The organism is Vibrio sp. L5-1 (genome assembly GCF_021728315.1).
GTDB classification, from domain to species: Bacteria; Pseudomonadota; Gammaproteobacteria; order Enterobacterales; family Vibrionaceae; genus Vibrio; species Vibrio splendidus_K.
Genome location: NZ_JAKKCQ010000002.1, coordinates 210177 through 229805, shown reverse-complemented (window position 1 = coordinate 229805; position 19629 = coordinate 210177). Strand labels below are relative to the sequence as shown.

General features: G+C 43.5%; 20 protein-coding genes. 13 read left to right on the top strand and 7 right to left on the bottom strand.

All coding sequences use genetic code 11. The features are described 5' to 3' along the window. Positions 1-63 precede the first annotated feature (63 nt). From L3V35_RS07755 to L3V35_RS07730, 6 genes are all read left to right on the top strand, one after another. On the top strand, positions 64-1494 hold the full coding sequence (locus tag L3V35_RS07755; RefSeq protein WP_237299179.1) for a PLP-dependent aminotransferase family protein: 1431 nt from the start codon (positions 64-66) through the stop codon (positions 1492-1494). Between the two features lie 163 nt (positions 1495-1657). Continuing rightward, complete coding sequence (locus L3V35_RS07750; RefSeq protein WP_065205358.1) at positions 1658-3244, top strand: cytochrome ubiquinol oxidase subunit I; 1587 nt, start codon at positions 1658-1660, stop codon at positions 3242-3244. Positions 3245-3256: 12 nt separating this feature from the next. Further along, positions 3257-4393 (top strand): cytochrome d ubiquinol oxidase subunit II, encoded by a 1137-nt coding sequence (gene cydB, locus L3V35_RS07745; protein ID WP_237299176.1) that lies wholly within the window; start codon positions 3257-3259, stop codon positions 4391-4393. Between the two features lie 10 nt (positions 4394-4403). Next, the gene (gene cydX / locus L3V35_RS07740; RefSeq protein ID WP_017109819.1) at positions 4404-4505 is read left to right on the top strand and encodes a cytochrome bd-I oxidase subunit CydX; all 102 of its coding nucleotides are present in this window, start codon (positions 4404-4406) and stop codon (positions 4503-4505) included. Positions 4506-4729: 224 nt separating this feature from the next. Beyond that, on the top strand, positions 4730-4909 hold the full coding sequence (locus L3V35_RS07735) for a hypothetical protein (RefSeq protein WP_054546434.1): 180 nt from the start codon (positions 4730-4732) through the stop codon (positions 4907-4909). Positions 4910-5219: 310 nt separating this feature from the next. After that, entirely contained in the window at positions 5220-5708 is a 489-nt protein-coding gene (locus L3V35_RS07730) for a GNAT family N-acetyltransferase (RefSeq protein WP_054546433.1), read from the top strand. Between the two features lie 140 nt (positions 5709-5848). Here the strand turns inward: L3V35_RS07730 and L3V35_RS07725 are convergent, their stop codons facing one another. Next, the gene (locus tag L3V35_RS07725; RefSeq protein ID WP_017075082.1) at positions 5849-6424 is read right to left on the bottom strand and encodes a nucleoside triphosphate pyrophosphohydrolase family protein; all 576 of its coding nucleotides are present in this window, start codon (positions 6422-6424) and stop codon (positions 5849-5851) included. A 213-nt stretch (positions 6425-6637) separates the two neighbouring features. Between L3V35_RS07725 and L3V35_RS07720 the strand changes: the two genes are divergently transcribed. Then, positions 6638-7708, top strand: coding sequence for a diguanylate cyclase (locus tag L3V35_RS07720; protein WP_054546432.1), 1071 nt, complete (start codon positions 6638-6640; stop codon positions 7706-7708). A 28-nt stretch (positions 7709-7736) separates the two neighbouring features. Here the strand turns inward: L3V35_RS07720 and L3V35_RS07715 are convergent, their stop codons facing one another. Together L3V35_RS07715 and L3V35_RS07710 are read right to left on the bottom strand one after the other, a co-directional pair. Then, on the bottom strand, positions 7737-8303 hold the full coding sequence (locus L3V35_RS07715) for a DUF1415 domain-containing protein (RefSeq protein ID WP_054546431.1): 567 nt from the start codon (positions 8301-8303) through the stop codon (positions 7737-7739). An 85-nt stretch (positions 8304-8388) separates the two neighbouring features. Beyond that, complete coding sequence (locus L3V35_RS07710; RefSeq protein ID WP_237299174.1) at positions 8389-9588, bottom strand: MFS transporter; 1200 nt, start codon at positions 9586-9588, stop codon at positions 8389-8391. 110 nt (positions 9589-9698) lie between these two features. Between L3V35_RS07710 and L3V35_RS07705 the strand changes: the two genes are divergently transcribed. After that, the gene (locus L3V35_RS07705) at positions 9699-10571 is read left to right on the top strand and encodes a LysR substrate-binding domain-containing protein (RefSeq protein WP_237299173.1); all 873 of its coding nucleotides are present in this window, start codon (positions 9699-9701) and stop codon (positions 10569-10571) included. A gap of 89 nt (positions 10572-10660) precedes the next feature. Here L3V35_RS07705 and L3V35_RS07700 read toward each other — a convergent pair whose 3' ends face one another. Next, positions 10661-10897, bottom strand: coding sequence for a glutaredoxin family protein (locus L3V35_RS07700; protein ID WP_004734934.1), 237 nt, complete (start codon positions 10895-10897; stop codon positions 10661-10663). A gap of 153 nt (positions 10898-11050) precedes the next feature. Here L3V35_RS07700 and L3V35_RS07695 point away from each other — a divergent pair, with 153 nt between their 5' ends. After that, positions 11051-11548: a M48 family metallopeptidase gene (locus L3V35_RS07695; RefSeq protein WP_237299171.1), complete on the top strand. Its 498-nt coding sequence runs from the start codon at positions 11051-11053 to the stop codon at positions 11546-11548. Positions 11549-11552: 4 nt separating this feature from the next. Beyond that, positions 11553-12893: a 23S rRNA (adenine(1618)-N(6))-methyltransferase RlmF gene (rlmF, locus tag L3V35_RS07690; RefSeq protein WP_237299169.1), complete on the top strand. Its 1341-nt coding sequence runs from the start codon at positions 11553-11555 to the stop codon at positions 12891-12893. A 108-nt stretch (positions 12894-13001) separates the two neighbouring features. Here the strand turns inward: rlmF and pilW are convergent, their stop codons facing one another. Continuing rightward, on the bottom strand, positions 13002-13769 hold the full coding sequence (gene pilW, locus L3V35_RS07685) for a type IV pilus biogenesis/stability protein PilW (protein WP_017089281.1): 768 nt from the start codon (positions 13767-13769) through the stop codon (positions 13002-13004). Between the two features lie 169 nt (positions 13770-13938). Beyond that, entirely contained in the window at positions 13939-14880 is a 942-nt protein-coding gene (gene metA, locus L3V35_RS07680; protein ID WP_237299167.1) for a homoserine O-succinyltransferase, read from the bottom strand. A 273-nt stretch (positions 14881-15153) separates the two neighbouring features. Here metA and L3V35_RS07675 point away from each other — a divergent pair, with 273 nt between their 5' ends. Both L3V35_RS07675 and L3V35_RS07670 read left to right on the top strand, forming a co-directional pair. Beyond that, a complete protein-coding gene (locus tag L3V35_RS07675; protein WP_237299165.1) occupies positions 15154-15522 on the top strand; it encodes an ATP-binding protein in 369 nt (122 codons plus the stop codon). Positions 15523-15596: 74 nt separating this feature from the next. Beyond that, positions 15597-16019 (top strand): DUF3859 domain-containing protein, encoded by a 423-nt coding sequence (locus L3V35_RS07670; protein WP_237299164.1) that lies wholly within the window; start codon positions 15597-15599, stop codon positions 16017-16019. Between the two features lie 129 nt (positions 16020-16148). On the opposite strand, the gene L3V35_RS07665 is transcribed toward L3V35_RS07670, so the two are convergent. Next, a complete protein-coding gene (locus L3V35_RS07665) occupies positions 16149-17255 on the bottom strand; it encodes a M20/M25/M40 family metallo-hydrolase (RefSeq protein WP_237299162.1) in 1107 nt (368 codons plus the stop codon). A gap of 259 nt (positions 17256-17514) precedes the next feature. Here L3V35_RS07665 and L3V35_RS07660 point away from each other — a divergent pair, with 259 nt between their 5' ends. Next, positions 17515-19479 carry a GGDEF domain-containing protein gene (locus L3V35_RS07660; RefSeq protein ID WP_237299160.1) on the top strand — a complete coding sequence of 655 codons (1965 nt, stop codon included), beginning with the start codon at positions 17515-17517 and terminating at the stop codon, positions 19477-19479. Positions 19480-19629 lie beyond the last annotated feature (150 nt).

Sequence of the window (19629 nt, the reverse complement as noted above, 5' to 3'; positions counted from 1 at the left end):
AGGACATTGTTTTACCTATAATATAATCTGTTCATCCACCTTCGAATACGAACGAACTTATTGATGAAAAAATCACAAATACTCGCCAATACAATCAAGAATCAGATAGAACAAAACATCTGGCTGAGTGGTGAGAAGATCCCATCAATTAGAGACGCATGTAAGCGCTATAAACTCAGTATCGAGACGGTGCTGCAGGCGTATCAACAGCTCGAAGACCAAGGCTATGTGCGCTCAAAGCCGAAATCTGGTTATTTCGTATTACCTCGCAGAAATGTATTCACCTCAGAACACATACAGCAAAAAGCCATAAAACCGTATCCGGTTAAAATCAGCGACCTGCTTTACGATGTACTTCAACGAGCGAAAGACCCCAGCATCATTCCACTTAGCTCGGCATTCCCAGACCCTGCCTTGTTTCCGCATCAAGCATTGTCGCGCAGTTTAGCTAATGCCAGCCGCCAAATGCCGGATAACAGCATGCTCACCAATTTACCACCGGGCAGTGAAACACTCCGTAGGCAAATCGCCCAGCGTTACCAAATGCATGGGTTAGATGTATTGCCGGACGATATTGTGATTACTTCTGGAGCGATGGAAGCACTTAATCTTTGTCTGCAATCTTGCACAGAGCCGGGTGACTTGGTCGCTATCGAGTATCCTGCGTTCTATGGTGTGTTGCAGACCATTGAGAGGTTAAACCTGACGGCAGTTGAGATACCAACAGGCCCTGAAACTGGTATAGATTTAGATGTGTTGGAATCGGTGTTCGCTTCAATGGACATCAAAGCGTGCTGGTTTATGACGGAATCGCAAAACCCAGTTGGCTATTCGATGAGTGACAGCAACAAGCAACGACTGGCAAAGTTGGTGAATCAACATAAGATCCCGATGATTGAAGACGATGTGTATCGAGAACTGCACGTCGGTAATCAAAGCTCATTGCCTACTAAAGCCTATGACACTGGCGAGCAAATCATGTTGTGTGGTTCGTTTTCCAAATCATTGTCGCCCGGCTTTCGAATCGGTTGGGTAGTTGCAAGGAAACAAGCGTTAAAGATTCAGAGATTGCAGCACCTTTCGACGCTCTCCAGCAGCATTCCTATTCAGCTTGGTTTGTCTCACTACCTAACGTTTTACAGCTATGACAATCATCTTAAAAAGCTTCGTAAATTGCTGAATGAAAGGAAGAAGGCGCATATAGCACTACTCGAATCCAGTTTGCCCAAGAGTGCTCTGATTCATAAAAGCCAAGGTGGTTACTTCCTTTGGATAGAATTGCCTCACTCTGTTTGTGTTGAGAAGCTGTATGAGTTAGCTCTTGAACACAACATCTCTGTCGCGCCAGGGATCATATTCAGTAGTGACAAGAAGTTCTCCCATCACATTCGACTTAATTGCTCGTATGCTTGCGACGACAAAATCGCAGAGGCAATTCAAACGCTCGGCAACCTAATCAGAACCATGGAATTGCAAGCTTCAGCCGTTAGCTGAGTTACCGACTGTTTTACACTTCAACGCTAGTCTCTACTGACTGGATATATAAACTGTTCTGTTTTTTAACAATCAATCTGTTCTAGTTTAGTTTGTTCGAACTGTGCTGAAATACGCTCCAATTCTTAATATGAAAGCCATCATTATGATGTTTGGAGCTTTAATGTTTGATGTTGTTGAATTGTCGCGTTTGCAGTTTGCGTTAACTGCTATGTTTCATTTTCTCTTTGTCCCCTTAACCATTGGTATGTCCTGTCTTTTGGCGATCATGGAATCGATCTATGTGCTGACTGGCAAGCAAATTTACCAGGACATGACTCGCTTCTGGGGCAAACTGTTCGGTATTAACTTTGCATTGGGTGTCACGACTGGTTTAACCATGGAGTTCCAGTTCGGCACCAACTGGTCTTATTATTCTCACTATGTCGGCGATATTTTCGGCGCACCTTTAGCCATCGAAGCGCTTGTCGCGTTCTTCTTAGAATCCACCTTTGTCGGCTTATTCTTTTTCGGTTGGGAAAGGCTATCGAAACGCCAACACCTTGTAGTGACTTGGCTGGTGGCGTTGGGCTCGAGCTTTTCTGCACTGTGGATTTTGGTTGCCAATGGTTGGATGCAAAATCCAATTGGATCAGAGTTCAATTACCAAACCATGCGTATGGAAATGACCAGCTTTGCCGAAGTGGTGCTCAACCCTGTCGCTCAAGTTAAATTCCTGCATACCGTGGCCTCAGCGTATACCTGTGGCTCGATGTTTATCCTTGGTGTGAGTTCATATTACTTACTGAAAGGTCGAGACATCGCATTTGCAAAACGTTCTTTCGCTGTGGCTGCATCTTTCGGAATAGCTTCTATCATTTCGGTAATCGTACTTGGCGATGAATCTGGTTATGAACTGGGTGATGTCCAAAAAGTAAAACTCGCAGCGATTGAAGCGGAATGGCACACCGAGCCTGCACCGGCTGCATTTACATTATTTGGTTTACCAAACCAAGAAGAAGGTAAAACCGACTTCGCGGTAAAAATCCCTTATGTGATGGGCATTATTGCAACGAGATCTTTGGATGAACAAGTGACGGGTTTACACGATTTGCGCGATCAGCACCTGGTCCGTATTCGCAACGGCATTATTGCATATGACTTGCTAGAGCGTTTGCGAGCGGGCGATACGTCTGATGAAACAGAACAAGCCTTCGACCAAACTAAGCACGACCTCGGTTATGGACTGCTACTCAAGCGTTACACCGATACCGTAACCGATGCGACTGAACAGCAAATCCAACAAGCGGCAGATGATTCCATTCCAACTGTCTGGCCACTTTTCTGGTCATTCCGAATCATGGTGGGTTGTGGCTTCATTATGTTGTTTGTCTTTGGTGCAGCCTTCCTGCAAACCTACCGTAAAAACATTACGCAAAAGCCTTGGTTACTGAAAGCAGCGCTATGGTCAATTCCATTGCCTTGGATTGCGATTGAAGCTGGCTGGTTTGTTGCGGAATACGGCCGTCAGCCTTGGGCTGTGGGTGAAATTCTTCCTGTGACGGTCGCGGCATCTTCGCAAACCGTTGAAAACCTGCTTACGTCTCTTGCTCTCATTATCAGCCTATATACCGTATTTATCATTGTTGAAAGTTACTTGATGATTACCGTTGCTAAAAAAGGTCCAAGCAGTTTAAAAACGGGTCGCTATCACTATGAACAAAATACAACTTCACTTGAAGCCAAATTGGCACAACAAGTTCAACAATAAGGTGACTGACTCATGTTCGAATATGACACATTACGTTTAATTTGGTGGGTTCTGATTGGTGTACTGCTGATTGGTTTTATGATCACCGATGGTTTTGATATGGGAGTGGGGGCGTTGTTACCGTTTATTGGTAAAACGAACGCTGAAAGACGAGTCATGATTAACTCCATCGCGCCCCATTGGGACGGCAACCAAGTTTGGTTAATTACCGCAGGTGGTGCGTTGTTTGCGGCTTGGCCTCTGGTTTATGCGACATCGTTTTCAAGCCTTTATGTGGCGATGTATTTGGTGCTTATTTCATTGTGGTTGCGTCCTTTGGCGCTTGAGTATCGAGCAAAGATCGACAGCGATCAGTGGCGACGGGTGTGTGACCTAGCTATCTCTTTCTCAGGCTTCTTGCCACCTATCTTGTTCGGGGTGGCGTTTGGCAATTTGATGCAAGGCTTACCTTTTACGCTCAATAGCTTTTTAATGGTTGAGTACCATGGTTCGTTTATCGATTTGATTAACCCATTTTCGCTTTTGTGTGGTCTGGTTGGGTTATTGATGGCGCTGTTACAAGGCAGTGCGTGGTTGATGATGAAAACCACAGACGCAGTGTACAAAAAGGCAAGAACGGTGACGCAGGCGAGTGCTGTATTTGTCGCTTTCCTTATGGTGATTGGCTGTATGGCGATAAACCATATTGACGGGTATCTAATAGTCAGTGCGATGGATCATAGCTCGGCTTCGAATCCTTTGAACAAAGAAGTCGTCAAACAAGCAGGTGCTTGGTTAACCAACTTCGATACGTACCCTTGGATGTGGTTTGCGCCGATCGGCAGCGTGACCATTCTTTTACTGGCTTTAATTGGCGCAAGGTTGAAATGGGATGCGATTGCTTTTATTAGTTCAAGCCTGACTAACGCTTGCATCATCTTAACGGCTGGTTTCTCGATGTTCCCGTTCATTATCCCGTCTAGCGTTAACCCGAGTAATAGCCTAACGCTGTGGGATTCAACCTCCAGTGAACTGACCTTGAATATCATGACAGGCGTGGCGTTTGTGATGGTGCCAATCATTCTGTGTTATACCGCGTTCAGTTATCGAACCATGTTTGGGCGACTTGATAGCGAGTATGTCGAACGTAATGGCCATTCACTGTATTAAGGAGTTTTTCATGTGGTATTTTGTTTGGATATTGGGCTTATTTCTAGCCTCTGCTTTTGCGGTTTTGAATGTCATTAGCTTAGAGAAAAGTGACTCAGAAACTGAGTTATGATTGACGCTTTAATTCATAAAAAGACCAGAAGCATGATGCTCTGGTCTTTTTTATACCTTTAAATCATGGTTATGCTGCTTTATTAGTTAGTGGCACAAAATGGTAAGACTCGAATCGAGTGAATGACTAGAATTATCTCAAACGAAACAAGTGAATTAGGGCGGATTCTAGTCACTTTATCTTATTCGAATGGATGCTTTGAAAGCTCGAAAGAGGATTATTTTATGTACGAACTCACACTGATTCTAAGCCTTATGATGGGTGGAGCTGATAGCACAGCAGAAATGGAAGTTAACACCCAATTTACGACTCTTGAGCAATGTAATGAAGAAGGCGCAGCGCTAGCTGAGAAGCTAAATGCAACAGATCTTAAAGTCATGCAAGTTCAATGTCAGCGTGATTAACTAGATCAAGATGAACTAGTTCATGATTAACCAGAACAGAACTAGTTAGATCATGATGAACCAAAGCTAACTAACTCCATAGATTTGGAGGCGTGGGCACACCCGAGGTGCCCATATCGAATTACCTCCAGTTTAACTAACCTTGATTCCTCAAATGTACTTCTTCAGATCATCCACATACATTCCCCACATCAGTCCAATAAAAACAATTTCATCTAACCTATTGTTAAATATTTACTATTTGATAGTGTGTCTAGGTGCACATTAAGGATGTGTTTCATATTGAGCGATGAAAATAGTAGGAGTTGCGATGAGTATTATAGTGAGACGGTCTGAACCGTCAGATGCAAAGGGAATCAAAGAAGTTTACGAATGCACTAATGCTTATACCGGTACGCTGCAACTCCCAAATCCATCTCTGGAAAGCTGGCAAAAACGAATCTCTAATATGCCTGACAACGTGTACTCGTATGTCGCGATGATAGACGATGAGATTGTTGGCAACTTGGGAATGGAAGTGTGTGTGAATCCAAGAAGACGACATGTGGCTTCATTTGGTATGGGTGTTAAAGACGATGTGTTAGGCAAAGGTGTGGGTAGTCAATTGCTCGCAACAGCAATCGATCTGTGTGATAACTGGATTAACATCAAGCGAATGGAGTTAACGGTGTACACCGATAACGAAAGAGCGATCAGTTTGTATAAGAAGTTCGGTTTTGTTATTGAAGGGGAGTCGGCAGGGTTTGCCTTTAGAAACGGTGAATATGTAGCGGTTTATCACATGGCGCGACTGGTATAGTGGTAACACTGTGACGTGTTCAAGAACGAGAAGACACAGAAAATAAGACGATAGATATTAAAACGCCACGTTATCGTAACGTGGCGTTTGTTGTTTTGACTCGCTAAAACATTAATGATTTAGAAAGCTAAAAGACTCGCCTAAGCTGTTAGTGGCTCAAGATTCGCAGGACGGTAGTGTACTGATTTAAGTACTTTACCTTGGCGAATTGTCTTACCTTCAGATACAAAATCTTCTGCACATTTAGCGATGATGTATTCACCTTTTTGAACAGCCATCAGCTTGATGTTTTGCTCAGCATAGAAAGCTTCTGTTTCAGCGTATTCAGTTTCGTTGCGACATACTTTGCTCATGTTGCTTGAGTGTACTTCGTCCCAACAAGGCAAGAAGTCGATTGAACGGTTTTTACAAACATTCAATAGCAGGTCGATCAGGTAGCTGATCGCTAGGTTATCTTCAACCTTAGCTTGGCCAAGGTGAACCAAACGTCCCATCAAAACATAAACGCTGTCTACGATAGCGTCAGCTTGCTCGATTTTAGAGTCTGCTTCTGCTAGTTCTGTTAGTTCTTCTATCGCTAGAGATGTATGTAGCGTATCGCCTTTTTCGTCCATTGTTTCAGGAGCAGCAACAGGCAGATCAAAAGTGCTGCGGAACTCTTCAATGTCGCGGTAAAGGTGATCGTAGATTTCTTGGCTTAGTTGAGAAAGGTTCATTTTCCTATCCATTCTGTTTCGTTAATGGATTATTTTACCAAAGCTAGGAATAGGGTGCTAACGCAAAGTCGAAGAAGTAGACTTTTATTCATTGGACCAATGAGGTATTTTGCATACAAACCAATTGATTATTATGTTTTTTTACCCTTTACTCTTTTTAATATACCAAATGTTGATGTTGCCATTAACTTCTGCAGTAGTGGAATCCCTGTTATGAACCAAGCTAGTGAAAGCGAAATTGTTATACGCCGCTTGTATCAAATCACCAATGATTATCGAAAGGGCTTCGAGAGTCAGATCGCTCAGCTGCTTATCATGGGGCTCGAACGCTTTAATTTGGATATTGGTATTTTATCTAAAGTCGATGGTAATTCTTATTTAGTCGAGCACTGTGTTACGCCAGAAGGGGTTGAACTCAACACTGGCGACACCTTCGATTATCGTTCGACCTATTGCGAGATTACCTGTAAATCGATTGGTCCTATTTGCATTGAGCATTGTGGCAAACACGATAAGTATGCGACGCATCCCGCTTACCAGTCTTTTGGTTTAGAGTCTTATATTGGCATCCCGATTTTCGTTAATGACGAGCTTTATGGCACCTTAAATTTTTCAAGCCCGGCTCCTTATCATCGTGAATTCAAGGAGTTCGATATCGACGTTATGAGGTTAATGGCCTCATGGATCGAAGTGGAACTGGTTAGAAGACAGCAAGAGCGAAAACTCAAAGAGCTGAATGAGAAGTTAGAGTACCAAGCTATGTACGATCCTTTGACACACTTGCCGAATAGACGTTGCTTGTTCAAAACGTTGAACGCAGAAGTGGAGCAGTTAAAAGGATCTTTAGGAAAGGGAACCTTAGCGGTTGTCGACATCGATTTCTTTAAACAGGTTAATGACACTTATGGTCATCAAATGGGTGATGTTGTATTAAAGAAAGTGGCGAACGTGCTGAGCAATAACACTCAAGAGGGTGAGTTTGTGGCGCGCTTTGGTGGCGAGGAGTTCATTCTTTGGTACCCCAATAAAACACCAAGTTGTGTTGAAGATAAGTTCATGACTCTTTTAAAAGAGATGAAGAAAATCACGCTTGATAGAAAGCCAGTCACTATATCAATCGGTGCGTGTCATTTTGAGTTGAGTACAGGGGATACCAAAGGGGAAAGGATGTCGGCGTTAGATAAGCTAATCAAAGTGGCCGATGAATGCCTGTACATTGCGAAACAAAATGGACGAGATCAGTTCATTTCTCGTCCATATCATCAAGAACGCTCAGGAATATGAGCCATCTTGTTAGCGATTAACTGGACGATTAACTGAACAGGTAAGGGAACAGTTGACGACGTTCTTCCGGCGTTAAAGATTCAACTCTCGCGATGTTGGTATCAGGAATCGCTTCAGGGTTAGGGTAGTGCTTCAACACTTTTTCCATACTCGCTTCACGAATCAAATGGTAAACCGGATACGGAGAACGGTTCGTTAGGTTTTCATCGTCTTCTGGATCTGCACCACCAAAGCAATAGTCTGGGTGGAAGGTTGCTACTTGGTAAACGCCTTCCCAATCTTCTTGCTTGATCAACGCTTCAATCCAATCAATGAACATGTTGTAGTCGAAGAAATCTTGCAGCATGTTAGGTACAACCACCAAAGTCGTCTCTAATTCTGCGACTGGCGTGTTATCTAACTCTACGAAATGCGTCATGATGTCTTGCAACAACGCTTCTTCCGTATTCGCTTCACTCACAAAGATCTTAATCTGTTTATTACGTTGTGGCTTGGCTGCGAATGGACACAGGTTTAGGCCAATAACGACATCGTCTAACCACTGCTTTACTTGGTCGTGGATGGTTTGAAGCTCTGTGCTTTGAGTGTTCGACATAACAGGTTCCGAAATGAAATTTTGCGTAGGATATCAGAACGGACGTTAATCAAAAGCAATAATTGAGTTACAACCTCAGTCGCACTTATGCTTGTGCGAGTTTAGAGGCCGATACTTGAAGTTGTTTTAATTGGTAGACCCAAGCAAATATCGCAACATAGAAGATTGAACCGCCCGCAATCACGCCATTCCAACCGAACAGTTGCCAGCAATACAAGAGTAAGAAACCACCTAAGCTCCCGCCAATATAATAGTGAACCAAGTAAAGTGCAGTTGCTGTCGCCTTAGCGCTTGGTGCTTTTTGACTTACCCAAGAGTAGGCAAGGGTATGGGCGAAGAACGCGCCGCCACTAATCAATAACAAGCATGCTAGCATGAACGGAACTTTGTCGACGGCAGAAATTAGCATTCCGATTAAGCTAATACACACGCCCATCAATATACCGTTTAACGGGTCAAAGCGAAGTGTCCATTTGTTGGAGAGCTTAGAGCTTACCGTACCAGCCAAGTAACAGAGGAATATCAGTGAAGCTAAGCCCACAGGCACTGAGTGAGGTTCGGATACCAACCGAAAGCCCATTACTGAATACAGGTTAACGAATAGCGCAAAGTTAGCGCCACCAATCAACATCGCGAGCCACAAGGTACGGTTTCTTAAGTGCATCACAACCGAGCGGTTATGATGAAAGAACAACCCTTTCTGAGGTTTGAAGTTTTGTTGGTCAGGCAAGCTATACGCAATATAGAGCGCGCCAAGTAAAGAGCCGACCACAAAAAACAATACCGTAGCGTGCCAGTCAAAGTAATCCGTGATTAAACCTCCGAGGACACGTCCGAAAATACCACCCAACGAATTGGCTGCAATATAACCACCAATCGCGACCGCGAATGCTTTCGGTGACAACTCTTCCACCATATAGGCAACCGCTACACCAGCAAAAGCTGCGACAGCGATTCCCATGAATGCTCGGGCAATAACCAGTTGTAGCAGGGTCGTCGTGAACACCATGCTCAGTCCAATCAAAGGAATAGCGAACAAACTGAATAGGATAATAGGTTTTCGACCAAAGGTTTCAGAAGCGATTGCCCAAGGCACCAAACTGATGGAAAGCCCCAGCGTTGTCGCGGCAAACAACCAGTTGATTTGAGTTTCAGATACTTGGAAGTGCTCGGCCATGTGCGGCAAGATAGGCTGAAAGAGGTAAAGGTTACAGAAAATGATAAACGAGCCAATCGCCAATGATTGGGTGATACGTTTGTATTGAGGACTGCCTTTATCAAACATTGACGTTGTGCCTGCGCAAGTTAGTAAGCTATTTGTGAACAAGTTATCAGTACAGGTGCGATTAAAGAAATATATTAAAGATATCACCTCCATATATAAAATATATCGCCATGCTTGAATCAAAACCACTTCGACATTTTCTGGCTGTTGCTCAGTTTGGTAACTTCACCCAGGCTGCCAAAGCGTTGTATATTGCACAGCCTGCATTGAGTATCTCCATTAAAAAACTAGAACAGACGCTTGAGTTGATTCTATTCCGTCGAGGCGATAAATCCGTCACTTTAACGGAGGAGGGCAAAGTACTGTTTGAGCATGCGAAGCGAATCGCCCAGCAGTTTGATGATGCTCAACTTGCGATGAATGAACTAAAGGGACTAGAAAAAGGCGAGGTTCGATTAGGCGCTCCAAGTATGATGGGCAGTTACTTTTTCCCGCAAGTCGTGATGGCATTTAAAAGCCAATACCCAAACCTAAAGTTGACCTTGATTGATGCTGGCACCGCATCGATTCGTGAAATGCTGTTAAACGGCGAACTCGATATTGGTGTAATTAATCATGAGAACGTCCCTGATGATTTGGAAACGGATCATCTGTTAAGTTCTGAGATGGTCGCCGTTGTCGGTAAGGAGCATCCGCTAGCACAACAGCCTTCGATGACCTTTGAAGAATTCTTTGCTCAAGAGCTGATCATGTTCAAATCGGGCTATTTTCACCGTGATTTTATCGATGCGACTTGTAAAAAATACAACCTCGATATGACCATTGCGTTTGAAACCAACTTGCTCCCGATGATTCTTTCTATCGTTAAACAAGAGTTTGCGATCACCGCGCTGTTGAGCTTAGTGACAGAATATGAAAAAGACGTGATAGGCGTGCCATTTAAAGACCCTGTAAAACTGAATCTATCGTTGGCCTGGAGAAAGGAAGGGTATTTGTCGAAAGCCGACAGAACCTTTATTGATTTCGTTAAGCGATATGTGTGATTGAGTAAGATATAAATAAACAAAGCCCGAACATCCTCGATTGGATATTCGGGCTTTGTTGTATAGAAGTATGACTGGCTCAAAACACGTTAGGTGTTCTTTGAGTTATACATCTTATCGAAGTTTTTCTGATTCCAGCCGACCATCACTTGGTCACCGATTTTCAGCACAGGGATAGAGCGAGCACCCATCGCCTGTAATTCTTTACGGCCACGCTGCATTTTTGCATTCGTTAGGCGATATTCAATTTTCTTCGAATCCAAATAGCGTTGTGCATCTTTACAGTGCGGGCATTTGTCTGCGACGTACAATACAACACGTTTCATTTTTACAATCTCTTTTTGAGTGTAGCTCTTGGTGAATCTCGCTAAAGTGTAACGAATCCTAGGTGATTAGAAAAGTGTGATCAGTTACACTATGCGGCTCAATTTTCAAGACCACAACATATTGTCGTGGTGTAACTTGTACGGTCTTTCAGCATGCATCCTTCTTTACGCTATATTCAAGGCTACCCGAAGCACATTCTCGACCCTGTGACTCAGTTAGTTGAGTCGGGTAAGTTAGTGCCGTGGTTTGAAGCTCGCTATCCAGATAATCACGAGATAAAAAGCGAGAAAGCCTTGTTTGACTATGCGATTGAGATAAAAAATCGCTATATGAAGAAAACACCGCCGATTAGCAAAGTGATTTACGACGGAAAGATCCACCTGATCAATAATGCACTAGGTCTTCACACTTATGTGGCAAAGAATCATGGTGGAAAGATAAAGTCGAAGAATGAAATTCGTATCGCGAGTGTTTTTCGAAATGCACCAGAACCTTTGCTGAGAATGCTGGTGGTGCATGAACTGGCGCACATCAAAGAGAAAGAACACGACAAAGCCTTTTACCAACTATGCTGTCACATGGAGCCGGAATATCATCAACTTGAGTTAGATGCCCGTTTATTCATGATGTATTTAGACTTAAAGAAGTAGCCCAATGAGCCAATCACAAAATAGAACTACGCTAAGCCTGTCGAAAAACAGTACCTCATCAACAAAAACAAAAGACAACCAAGCTGATCAAGGTAACCGTAAGCACGGTGATATTAAGCCAAATGCCGGCAAGCCAAGCAGCGACAAGCGTATTTCTACAAAGAACACATCAGACCGCAAAAACAGTGCTCCCAAAGGTGCTGACAACAACAAAGCAAAGCGACCTTTTGCAAAAGATAGCAAAGGTAAACCGGGTGCGAATAAAGGATCATCGAATAAGGGTTCTTTCAATAAAACTGCTTTTAACAAAAACGCAGCCCAGAAAAGACGCTCGACTGAAAAGCCCCAAGGTGGATTGCACCCAAGAAACCAACATACAGGTCGCTATAACTTCGAGTTATTGGTTGCAGCATTGCCTGAGCTAAAAGAACACCTGATCAAGAACCCGGTGGGCGAAGACACCATTAATTTCTCTGATCCATTAGCCGTTAAGCTACTTAACAAGGCTTTACTGGCGCATCACTATGGCGTTAAGCATTGGGATATTCCTGCTGGCTACTTGTGCCCGCCAATTCCTGGCCGTGCAGACTACATTCACAGAGTGGCAGATATCCTTAATAGTGATGGCCAAGGTGAACCTTATAATCATGCTTCTGTGAAAGCACTAGATATTGGTGTTGGTGCAAACTGTATTTACCCAATCATTGGTGCGACAGAGTATAAGTGGCGCTGGACAGGTACTGATGTCGATTCAGTATCCATCAAAACAGCGAACTTCATTGCGGCAAGTAACCCTAATCTAAAAGGTAAGATTCGAGCTCGCCTGCAAGCCGACTCAGAATCTATCTTTAAGGGCGTGATTAAGGATAATGAACGTTACGATGTCACAATTTGTAACCCTCCATTCCATAGCTCTCTAGAAGAGGCGGAAAAGGGATCACAACGTAAACTGGATAACCTAGCGGCAAACCGTGCTAAGAAAGCCGGTCAGTCGTTCAAGCCAGAAACGAACAAGAAGCCAGTTAAGTTAGACAAATCAACTAAGCAAGAGAAACCAACCTTAAACTTTGGTGGCCAAAAGTCTGAACTTTGGTGTCCGGGTGGTGAAGCAGCTTTCATCATGAAGATGGCGAGAGAGAGCCAGCTTTTTGCTACTCAAGTATTGTGGTTTACGACATTGATCTCAAAGAAAGACAACGTTGATATGGTTCGTTCAGAGCTTGGCAAGCTTAGAGCTAAACAAGTAAAAGTGGTTGAGATGTCACAAGGCCAGAAGGTGAGTCGCTTTATCGCATGGACCTTTATGGACGACGAACAAAGACAAGAGTGGATTGCGCTTAAATAACAGACTGTACTTAGTTAAGATATTAAGTTGATATTACGAACGGGCTTGTTGTTAACGCAACAAACCCGTTTTTTATATCTATCGCATCGACTCTAAGCTTAGTTAGCCTTAAACGGAGAGCAGTTCGTCTAATTTACTTTGGTATTTCTGTTGAAGTGCACGGTTACCCGCTTTCTTTTCGAGTTCGACCAAGATTTGAAGCGATGGAATTTGATAGCCATAACGTTGGTGGAATTTGAATAAGCGGAGCCTAGCGTCATTGTATTCGGCCTCACTGACTTCAATTTTAGAAAGCTGTAGTACGGATCTAGCTCGATTTGGGTCGTGGTCAATCGCACGAGAGAAGTAGTATTTTGCTTGCTCGACCTCTCCGGCCTTAAACGCGCAGAATGCGGCATTTTCATAACTTGCAGAGACGAGATAATAATAGGGTTGGTCGATGGCACGGTTAAAGTATTTATCGGCTTGCTCGTATTCGCCCTGTTTACACAAGAATGTACCGTAGTTGTTCAATACATTGCCGTTTCTTGCGTCTAACCTCAGCGCTTTCTTATAGGCGTCTCTTGCTTCGTCAACTTCCCCAACTTGTTCGTAATAGTGCGCAATGGAAAGGCGAGCTCGATAGTAGCTAGGTGCGTGTTTGATGGCGAGTTCTAGGTTCTCACGTGCTCTCACCATATTCCCTTGTCCCATATAACCCAAACCTAATTCAATACGAGATTCAGACATCGCAATAGGGTCGCTTTCGATCTTTGGCGGTCCTTCAGTGACAGAAACACAACCGACCAACGAAAGAGAGGCGAGTAGTATCAGGCTCGATAACGAAAGGGGGCGGGATAACGAAATAGGTTTAGATAATAACGGCTTGGCGGGCATGTGAAGCTCCTTATGAACACCAACCCATCATATGAAATCAAACCCATTGAAGTGGTAAATCTATTATGGAATGCGACTCAAACACCATAAAAAAACCGTGTCCAATTTGGTGTTTTATCAACAACCTACTGAACACGGCTTTATGTGATTGTGAATCGGAAGAAAGAACTTAATCGTCTTTGGTAAAGTTGTCTTCGCTGAAGTGATCCAAATCGTAAGGCGTTTGTTGGTAAACGCAGTAGTTCAACCAGTTCGAGAATAGCAAGTGCCCATGACTACGCCAACTTGCGACAGGCTTATTATCTGGATTGTTGTTCGGGTAGTAGTTGATTGGAATCACGGGTTCCATACCTTCGCCTAAATCACGAACGTACTCACCGTGCAATGTATGCGCATCGTATTCAGGATGACCCGTTACAAACACGTTTCGCTTATCTTTGGTTGCCGCCAGATATACGCCAGCCACATCAGAAGTCGCAAGAACATCAAGGTCGGTATGCTCGGCTAAGTATTCCTGAGAGAAATCTGCATAGCGAGAATGCGGTGCTAAGAAGGTATCGTCAAAGCCACGTAGAAGCGGGTGGTAAGGGTGATGAATCTCGTGATTATAAACACCAGAAAGCTTCTCTTTGCGAGTGCGCTTTGGTAAATCATACAGTAATTTCAAACCAGCCTGAGCGGCCCAACACACATACAAGGTTGAGGTCACATGCTTGTTTGCCCATTCCATGATGGTTTTTAGGTGGTCCCAGTAAATCACATCTTCAAATTGAACCAAGCCAAGCGGTGCACCAGTGATGATCAATCCATCAAAGTTTCTCCCTTTGACCATTTCAAATTGGCGGTAGAAGTTATCAAGGTGTTCAGTCTGTGTGTTTTTGCTTGGTCGGTCATCAATACGCAGCAGCTCTACATCCACTTGCAATGGACTGTTTGATAGTAGGCGTAAGAATTGAGTTTCAGTTTCAATCTTCTTCGGCATTAGGTTGAGGATCAAGACTCGAAGTGGACGAATTTCCTGCGTCGATGCTCTTGATAACGGCATCACGAAGATGTTTTCTTCACGAAGAACATCAGATGCTGGCAATTGGTCTGGAATGCGAATAGGCAAAGCTTTCTCCCTAAGCTAGATATGTAGACGTCTATACATCTAAATCTATAGTAGTTTGGTACGCTTGTCGATATGCAAAATGGATAGATGTAAATTATTTGTGTTTTCTATCAGAAGCCATCTTCCGACGTCGAGGGCGTCTTATAATGTTTTACGACTACCCGAGTAAGACATAAGTGCTTGGTTCTGTTATGTAGAACTAGGCAGTTATCAGAGCAAGCGGCTAGCATTTACGATAAACTCATGTTTTCGAATTAGCCTGTAAAGTGACAGATGAAGTTAATACTCATCCGAGGGTTGCCCGGTTCTGGCAAATCAACAAAAGCAAAAACCTACGATGCATTGCATGTCGAAGCGGATATGTATTACGTGAATGAGCAAGGTGAGTACCATTTTGACCCTAGGCAGCTGCAACAAGCTCATGAGTGGTGCCAAAACACGGCTGAAAACGGCTTAAAGCAAGGGCTTGATGTGGTTGTTTCGAATACCTTTATTAAGCATTGGGAAATGAAGGCTTACCGTCAACTGGCAAGAAAATACAAAGCTGACTTGTTCATCGAAGTATGCCGAGAGCAATATGGCAGCATTCACGACATCGAACCGTCTGTGATTAAGCGCATGGCAAAAGATTGGCAAGAATAGCCTCGTGCTTATCCAGCTTGGCTGAATGGCAAATAGAATTAAATTAATAGAACAACCCCAAGGTAACGATTGAAATGGCAAAGCGCTCTGTTGTGGTCGATATGACATCTTACGGGATCTACACAACGTGGGATTCTAAATCTAAAGACCTTCCAAAAATCCAAGAGTTTACTACTACCGTTGATGCCGAAATCGATGTGGAGTTTGGCTATATCTTGAATATTAAGAAAGCCAAAGGTGAAAAGATCCGCTACTGCATCTATCACCCGGATATCACCACAGAGAAGGGTGAAGTGCTCGAACCGTTCGATGGTGAAGAGCATGTCGGTAACAACGACTGGGATTTCTACTTAGGTGACACCATCTGGGCGCCAGTCTCGAACAAGTTAGGTAAGTGGCGCATGACCGTGGAGCTAAAAGGCAACATCATTGCCGATAAGACATTCGACCTTGTTGCAAAAGACGAAGGCCAATTCTGGAAGCGTAGGGGTTTTTAGACGAAATTTCTGGTGGACGTTAGCTTTAGGCTAAACGCAGACAATAAAAAGCCGAGTCACACGTCGTATGTGGGCTCGGCTTTTTTTCATAGTGCTAGATAGAAGTGACTACCTAACTAATGGATTAGATTATTGTGTTACGTAAGCTACAACAAACTCAGTGATAGCGACCATATCTTTCACTGCAATGTACTCTTCAGTGGTGTGAACTTTCGCCATACCAGTAGAAAGGTTAACCGTTGTTAGACCTTTCGCGTTGAAGTTGTTCGCATCGCTACCGCCGCCAGTGCGTTTAGTATTTGCGGTTACGCCAAGCTTCTCAAACGCTGATTTGATAGAAAGAATATGCGGGTGATCGTCTGCAATCACGAATGCATCGTAAGCACGAGTAGATTCGATTTCTACTTCAGCGCCGAACTGTTTTGCACTCTCTTGGAATGTCGAGATCATGTGCTCAACTTGAGCCGTTAGCTTTTCGCCGTTTAGAGAACGCGCTTCAGCCACGACTTTAAGCTCTGGCATTACGATGTTGGTCGCTTGACCGCCTTCAACAATACCCACGTTTGCCGTCGTTTCTTCATCGATACGAAGTAGGTTCATCTTAGTGATAGCGTCTGCAGCAACTTGAATTGCGCTGATGCCTTCTTCTGGCGCTAAACCAGCGTGAGCTGGGCGGCCTTTGATTTTAGCAACAATCTTTTGCTGACCTGGAGCTGCATTTACGATGGTGCCAATTGGACCGCCTGTATCTAGAACGATAGCGTGCTCAGATTGAATGTAAGACATATCAAAGTTCAAGGAACCGAATAGACCGCCTTCTTCGAAGACAGTAAACGCAATCTCGATAGTTTTGTGTTCTTGACCTTCGGCTTTGATGCAACGAACCGCTTCCATAATAGCTGCGATGCCTGATTTATCGTCGCCGCCTAGAATGGTGTTGCCTTTTGAACGGATGATACCGTCTTCGATGATTGGCTCAATGCCGATACCTGGCGTTACTGTGTCCATGTGGCAGCTGAACACTGTGCTACCTGGAAGGGTACCATCTAGACGAGCGTAGATATTGAAACCGTTAGACACTTCTTCAGGGACAGCCAGTTTGTGAACTTCAAAGCCTAGTTCACCAAGTTGTTCAGCCAACGCTTCAGCAATCGCTTTTTCATTACGAGATTCACTATCAATTTTCACTAGATTGCAGAAATGTTCTACAAGACGTTGTTCATTAATTTGGGTCATTGTTAATTCTCATTATGCTTCCGCTCGTTCTAAAGAAGCCGCGGAGGTAGGAACAGGAAAATTACTATAACGCCAATGAGGTAGATGATTATCTGAGTTAAATCAAGAAAGTTGCCTGATTATTCTAATTGATGAGAAAAAGCCAACTCAGATTCTCCAATGCGCAGGATTTTAATCTGTATATCTGTCGGGTATAATGTTTAACCGCTTTGAAAAAACGTCGATGAAATTGGAATGTAAACAATAATGGCACTGATAAATGAATAGAAACAATGTGTTAGGTTCATTCCTTTTAGTGGTGCTAATGAGTGTTGTGCTGGGGCTGTATTTGCTCTATCCAACTTATGACGATGATTTAAAGCACATTCGCCCTGAAAATCCGAGTGTTTATAGTCCAGAGAAAGAGTTATTACTCTCTCAATACGGAGCTACATTGATTGATATTCTCGATGTGTCTCGTGGTGATCCTAATCTAGCTGCCCAACAATTAGAGGCTCTGCGAGCTAAGTTCCCCCATCAAGATAAAGCCATCTATCGTGCCTACGAATTGATGATTTTGTCGAACCTCGCCCAACACAAACTGGATACCGAAGCGGTTTCAGAATACGTCAGACAGATTAAAACACTCGCACAACACGAACATATGGGTTGGCTAAAGGCCCAATCTCTTGTTGAACTGGCGATCGAATACATCAGTAAGGGCGAGCTAGCGGAATCTGAAATCCAAATCAGAGCAGCGATAGATATCGCGGAATCACTCCACTATGAAGAGTTGTTGATTAAGGCCTATAACACGGCTGGTGTCATCAATAATATCCGCAATGACTTTCCTGAAGCTCAATATTTTTTCCATAAAGGCTTAGACCTTGGCAAGAAGTACCCTCAACACATCTATAACAGTAAGTTAGTGTCTAATATGGCATTGCTTTATATCTATTTAGAAGACTGGCCTAAAGCACTCAAGTTGATTAAAAGAGCTAAAAGACTCTATTACAAGAGTGGACTACTCGAAGCTTCTACCATCGGTGTGCTGCATGTAAATGAGTCTTTTGCTTATCTGCGCAGTGGTGATTTGGTTAAAGGCCGAGAGGCGTATCAAAGTGCGGCTAAGCTCAATGGCGATAATGTGAGTGAGCGATACAAAATCATCTTGTTGAAAGCAGAGAGTGATGTGTTGTTGGCGGAAAAGAACTTTGAGTTAGCACGGCAGGTCGCAAATTTGTGTCTCAGATATCCGGGAGTGGACAAATACACACTTCAACTGGGTCAGTGCTACTTAAACAGAGCCTTAGCAAATATCGGTTTGAACCGAGATAATTTTGTCTTTGCTGATCTTAAGCGATCGTCTGCAATGTTCGACGTTGTGGGTACTCGCAGTTGGAAAGTCCTCGGTTTAAGAACACTTGCTGAATATTACGATTCGAGAGGCGACAGCGAAAACGCACTTCGTTACTTTAAGCTCTACTACAAAGGTAACAAAGCGCTGTTGTTTGATAAGCGTCAGAGCGATATCTTTTTACTAGAGCAAGATTTCACCACGGCATCATTAGCCCAAGAAAATGAACTGCTTAACGCAGAAAAAGAGCTTGGTGAGCTGACGTTAGATAAGCAGCAGTTACGAAATCGAATTGTTGTCGCGTTGGGAATAATGGTGATGATCAGTGTCGCATTGTTGTTGATAAGGCTTCGCAGCATCCAAAGTAAAAATAAAGCGTTGGTCACCCAATCTACAACGTGTGCGCTAACGGGTTTATACAACCGACGCTATCTAGAGCAGTTGTTAACTCAGCCAATGCCATTTAATACTTCACGGTTTGGAATCAGTTTAGTTATTTTAGATCTTGACCACTTTAAGCGCGTTAATGACACCTTTGGACATGATGTTGGTGATGAGGTATTAGTGGAAGTCGCAAGGCGAGTTAAACAACATTTGCTTCCGAATGACGTAGTGGCTCGCTGGGGTGGTGAAGAATTTGTCCTGTTGCTATCTGGATCCGTCGATCCTGAACAACAATTGAACGCAATTCGTTTAGGCATTGCTGAAACGCCAATTGATACGCACTCTGGCTCTTTAGACCTCACCACATCGATAGGAGCGTCGATTGGTATTGCTCATGAGCAACTCAATCAAGATACTTATAAGAAGTACCTCAAAGCCGCGGATGATGCATTATATCAAGCGAAAGAGTCGGGTAGGAATCAAGTTATCATCGCTGAAAGTTAATCGCTAATCTGGAAACAAAAAGCCATTCTGATCTTCGTGAGATAAGAATGGCTTCTGGAACACTCTGAGATCGCTAATATCAAAATTTGAGTGAGAAGTGGGGTTTACTTAGCGATATGTCGAGTTTATCTATATCAACATTTCTAAATG

Excerpts from the sequence above, each read along its gene's own strand:
- L3V35_RS07675 (WP_237299165.1), top strand. The coding sequence starts at position 15,154 with ATGAAGTTAATACTCATCCGAGGGTTGCCCGGTTCTGGCAAATCAACA.
- L3V35_RS07700 (WP_004734934.1), bottom strand. The coding sequence starts at position 10,897 with ATGAAACGTGTTGTATTGTACGTCGCAGACAAATGCCCGCACTGTAAA.
- cydB (WP_237299176.1), top strand. The coding sequence starts at position 3,257 with ATGTTCGAATATGACACATTACGTTTAATTTGGTGGGTTCTGATTGGT.
- L3V35_RS07710 (WP_237299174.1), bottom strand. The coding sequence starts at position 9,588 with ATGTTTGATAAAGGCAGTCCTCAATACAAACGTATCACCCAATCATTG.
- L3V35_RS07730 (WP_054546433.1), top strand. The coding sequence starts at position 5,220 with ATGAGTATTATAGTGAGACGGTCTGAACCGTCAGATGCAAAGGGAATC.
- L3V35_RS07670 (WP_237299164.1), top strand. The coding sequence starts at position 15,597 with ATGGCAAAGCGCTCTGTTGTGGTCGATATGACATCTTACGGGATCTAC.
- L3V35_RS07695 (WP_237299171.1), top strand. The coding sequence starts at position 11,051 with ATGCATCCTTCTTTACGCTATATTCAAGGCTACCCGAAGCACATTCTC.
- L3V35_RS07715 (WP_054546431.1), bottom strand. The coding sequence starts at position 8,303 with ATGTCGAACACTCAAAGCACAGAGCTTCAAACCATCCACGACCAAGTA.
- L3V35_RS07705 (WP_237299173.1), top strand. The coding sequence starts at position 9,699 with ATGCTTGAATCAAAACCACTTCGACATTTTCTGGCTGTTGCTCAGTTT.
- pilW (WP_017089281.1), bottom strand. The coding sequence starts at position 13,769 with ATGCCCGCCAAGCCGTTATTATCTAAACCTATTTCGTTATCCCGCCCC.
- L3V35_RS07720 (WP_054546432.1), top strand. The coding sequence starts at position 6,638 with ATGAACCAAGCTAGTGAAAGCGAAATTGTTATACGCCGCTTGTATCAA.
- L3V35_RS07665 (WP_237299162.1), bottom strand. The coding sequence starts at position 17,255 with ATGACCCAAATTAATGAACAACGTCTTGTAGAACATTTCTGCAATCTA.
- rlmF (WP_237299169.1), top strand. The coding sequence starts at position 11,553 with ATGAGCCAATCACAAAATAGAACTACGCTAAGCCTGTCGAAAAACAGT.
- L3V35_RS07750 (WP_065205358.1), top strand. The coding sequence starts at position 1,658 with ATGTTTGATGTTGTTGAATTGTCGCGTTTGCAGTTTGCGTTAACTGCT.
- L3V35_RS07735 (WP_054546434.1), top strand. The coding sequence starts at position 4,730 with ATGTACGAACTCACACTGATTCTAAGCCTTATGATGGGTGGAGCTGAT.
- L3V35_RS07660 (WP_237299160.1), top strand. The coding sequence starts at position 17,515 with ATGAATAGAAACAATGTGTTAGGTTCATTCCTTTTAGTGGTGCTAATG.
- cydX (WP_017109819.1), top strand. The coding sequence starts at position 4,404 with ATGTGGTATTTTGTTTGGATATTGGGCTTATTTCTAGCCTCTGCTTTT.
- L3V35_RS07755 (WP_237299179.1), top strand. The coding sequence starts at position 64 with ATGAAAAAATCACAAATACTCGCCAATACAATCAAGAATCAGATAGAA.
- L3V35_RS07725 (WP_017075082.1), bottom strand. The coding sequence starts at position 6,424 with ATGAACCTTTCTCAACTAAGCCAAGAAATCTACGATCACCTTTACCGC.